The following is a 4,172-nucleotide window of genomic DNA, read 5'->3' on the forward strand; positions in this document are numbered from 1 at the left end:
CATCGCTCATTCCGAAAAAAATACGGCCTGGCCGCCGAGGAAGACATCACCGCTGTCATCGATGCCTCCGGATTCGCCTTCGGCGACCAACACGGTCCTCGTCCCACCCAGCAGATGGCCCGAAATTGCCGACACCCTTCTGAAAATATTCGGCCTTCAGAAGCATGGCCACCAATTTCTGAAGACCTGCCCACTGGTGATCAGGTTCTTCGCGTGGAGGCGACTCAACGGGATATCCCCGGGGCGACCACACCACCCCACCGTCGGGAAGCGGCAATATTTTGCGCAGCGACGCAACACAAAAATCGGCCGAGGAATTTCTCGCCCAGGCGCTCCATGGGTCATGTGTGTGATCCTCGATAACCCCTGCGGATGTCGTTCCAATAAACTGAGAAAACTGGGGCGAGCGCCAACCGAAGTGATTGACAATTAACACAGAGTCAGAAGCCTGCAGGCTCCCGTAACTCAACTCAGGCTGACCTATTGGTAGATCGTGGTACGCGACGCACTCCAAACCAGTAGCAAGAACCGCCTCCACAACGCTCTGGCAGATATAACTGGGCACATAACAGCGGCGCCAACCTCTCTGTTTCTTTCCTGCGAGGAGGGCAGCCGCCAGAGCCTGCCGACCGTTTCCGTACAGTACCGCATCCGCCGGAAGTATCGGTTTTGGATAAGGCTCACCCAGCGGCGAAACCCAGGCAAATTCACTTCCGTGTTCCCAGGGGATTGAAGTTTCCATTGAAGGATGGCGAACCTGTCAGCAGAATCTGGAAGCTATCTTCATATCACCCCCAATGTTCGTACTGAAGCCGTTAAGCAACAGGCGGGGGATCAACCGTCCGACGTCACCGTGCAGAATAACGACGCCTGACATGCGTCAGCACGGAGCAAAAGCCATCAGCAATCCCACATCCAACGGCCACCCTGGTAATTATGGCGGATGGAGCGTGCTCGCGGAAGTGCAAACGTAGCAGAGATAGATGAGCAATGGTTCTCTGCCAGTAATTTCTGTCTGTTACTGTAAATCATTCGCCCCGCTTATTTTTGTAATCAACCAATCGATGCCCACTTCATAAAGGTATCCCTCTTTCACGGCCTCCGCAAAAAGACCGCATGCCCAGGCTTTCTGCTTCGGCGTCAACTCCCAGCCCGTGAGGGGCGAGCAGGATTCACCCACCCTGTACAGAAACCTGCGTGCTGAGGGAGTAAATAGTCCTTTATCCTTCGCCCAGGCCGCGAGTCTCTTCCAAATTTTGTCGTCATCAGGAAAGTATTTGTCGATGACACTGGCCAGCGCTGCTTTTGGAGCGGCCATCAGGTTGCCAATGAACTCATGGTCTGCAAGCGAACCAGAACCTTCTTGGGGTTGCTGGACGTCCAGGTGGTAGCGAATCGTGGGTGGGTCATCTAGGTCGATATCTTCCATTTCTGAAGCCTCCCGGGGCACCGCTGCCGTCTGTACGGAAGGCGCAACGTCGCCGGTCGGGAGCAACATCGCCTGATTGGATGACCTTGGTGGTGGAGTTGATTCTCCCCGAGTTTCCCGCACTCGGTTCTCTGAGAAGCCACCGTTTTTCAGCCCCCAATTGTGTGCTGAACCATTTCCGGGCGTCGACTGTCGTGCCTCAGGGGCTTCGTAGAGGCGGTTTTGAGTTTCAAATCTGGCATCCCCATCACCATCGCGCGGATAAGAGTGATCATGACACGGTTCGTCATCCTCGAGCGTTTCCGAGTCACTCTCAGTCCACGGGCGGATGTTGAGTTCTCGGCATTTGTCCAGGATGAATTGCAGGCAGCGTTTGCGGTTGGCGTAGAATTCTGATTGCCGAATCCTCACGATGGTCCACCCTACGCGTTCTAGCTGCAACTGCCGATGCATATCCGCAAGAAACTGTTCGCGACCATGCCAGGAGTCACCGTCGCATTCAATTCCCAGGCGTTTCTGGCGACCTTCCACAACGAGGTCGATCCGGTACCCAGCGACGGCCCATTGAGGTTGGATTCGGTATCCCAGACGGAGCAGCTCAAGGGCTACTTCCACCTCGAACCAGCTTTCAAATGGCGATGGCGGAGGGGTGGTTTTGCGGTTACGGACATGTTTGAAAAATGTTTCCAGGTGCTCGCGCTGGGCGTACACCCCGTCGGAGAGTGCCTGCTCCGGCGAATAAAAGAACTGGCAGAGCCTGTAGCGAAGGTCGTCCGGTGACAAATCTTCCAGCCGAACACTATGGAATAACCAGACCTGATCACGGGCGCGGCTCATCGCCACGTTGAATCGACGTTTTTCGTCGTCTGTCGTTAAAGCGCGAAAACGTTGGTTCGGTGCCACCACAAGCGAAAGAAAGATGACATCCCGCTGATCTCCCTGGAAGGTGGGAGAAGTTCCGCAGGTGAGTTTCCGTTCTTCCAATTCCCGTGGTTCAATACGCTCGCTGAGGAGCCGTTGGATCAGCTCCATCTGAGCCTGTCCCTGGAGTGTGATCACACCAATTGTCTTACCTTTGTACGCGGGATCTTCCAGACACTGCTGAATTTTCTCAACAATGGCCTCGGCTTCGGCACGGTTGATGATGTTGGGGCTTTCGCCCTCTGTTCGGCCAGCGGGCACAAAAACGGCCTGCAGCGGTGGGAGTGCCTGAGGCGGGGCCTGTCGAAGGGGTATGAGCGGCTCCTCTTGGTAGCAAAGATCGTTGCTGAAACGGATGATCTGGGGAACACATCGAAAATGCTCCCTCAGAGTGATAGGCAGACCGAAGGCCCGAAGGGCGTGGTCGTAGAGACTGAAGTCGGGCTGGTAGCTCTCTGCAAAATCGAGTACGCCCTTGAGATATCGATCGATGAGACCATTGATCCGTTCCTGTTCGATGAATTGCTTCCCTGGACTATTTTGCTGGTCATCACCCACCACGATGAGCCGTTTGCCCAGCATGAGGAGGAGCAGTGAATCGAGACCGGCTTGGGACGCCTCGTCCACGATAATCGTGTCAAAGATCCCTGGTTCAACGCTGGTTGTTTCCCAGACTCTGTGGACCGGCATGATCCACACGGGAATTTTTGGAAGACACTCGAACAGGTAGCGGCGGGCCTCGCGCCGTAACCGCGGTGCGCGTTTGCCGGTTCCCTTTCCAATTCGCTGAATGGTCTTGACCCAGGCCTGCAGGTTTTGACGCGTGCGGTCATCGAGCCGCAGCATGAATGCCTGCCAGGCTTTGAGGCTGGCAAGTTGCCTGATAATCTCCCGTTCCTCTTTCCGTAGCTCCTCGAGAGAGAGTTTCAGCTCCTGATATCGGCCGGGTTGGGTGACCCGGCGAAGCCATGCCCGGGCCTCCGACCAGTGCCACGCGTCCGCAAGCTGGCCGATCAAGGGGCGAGCCGACACCTGGCCTTCCGTCTCGCTCAGCCAGTTCTTCAGTGCCGGGTATGCATTTTCAATACGTTCGCGTAGGGCAAGGTATCGCTCGTGAGATGAAAGCAACTCCTTTCGCGCGGAGTACTCGGCGCAGCCCGACTGCCAAAGCTCAAGATCCATGTTTTCCAGTGCTTGACGGCACTTGGCGACGGCGGGATCGCCGGACTCCTGGTACTGGGCTCGCAATCGCGAGGCGAGTTCCTCAATCTGACGCTGAGTACGGGCCAGACCTCGGCGTGCCCGTTCCCGCGTAATGGCTTGCTCCCACGCTTGCAGGGAATCACTCAGGAAAACTGTTTGCCAGTCCTGGATGGGGAGTATCGACAGCGTAGAACGGGCAGTTTCGAAAGCACGAAAGAGGGCCACCAGTTGGGTTTGCCATTGCCGGAGTTGTACCGCGGCCGCCAACACATCACCGCCAGGAACATCAACCCTGCCCGGCCACATCGCGAAGGCGGACAGCACCAACTCTTTGAGTTCCAGATACTTGATCAGGTCATCAAGCTCACTCAAATTTGTCGGTGGTCCGCCATTCACACGACAAAGGTCTTCGACAAATTTTGTTTCTTTGACGACACGCGGTGTAAGGAACAGCAGCCAACGTCGTTTGCCACCCCGTCGAAAGTGCTCCGCTCTTCGCCTGGCGGCTGCAAGAAGCCCCTTCAACTCTATATCTTCTGGATAGGTAACGCTGACAGTCTGCAAAAATGCGCTGTGTTCCGACAGCCGTTTGACGACCTCCGACCAATTCCGGATCAGG

General features: G+C 56.0%; 2 protein-coding genes. Both read right to left on the minus strand.

The window, feature by feature from the left end; genetic code table 11:
• Positions 1-55 precede the first annotated feature (55 nt).
• Complete coding sequence (locus tag H5U08_RS11585; protein WP_297033167.1) at positions 56-742, minus strand: hypothetical protein; 687 nt, start codon at positions 740-742, stop codon at positions 56-58.
• A gap of 276 nt (positions 743-1,018) precedes the next feature.
• A partial coding sequence (locus tag H5U08_RS11590; RefSeq protein WP_297033169.1) for an AAA domain-containing protein occupies positions 1,019-4,172 on the minus strand: 3,154 nt, incomplete at its 5' end.

Origin of the sequence: Thermogutta sp., assembly GCF_014359955.1 — a bacterium.
GTDB lineage: Bacteria > Planctomycetota > Planctomycetia > Pirellulales > Thermoguttaceae > Thermogutta.

What these genes read in the sequence shown, in the direction of transcription:
- H5U08_RS11585 (WP_297033167.1), bottom strand. Translation starts at nt 742, where the DNA reads ATGGAAACTTCAATCCCCTGGGAACACGGAAGTGAATTTGCCTGGGTT.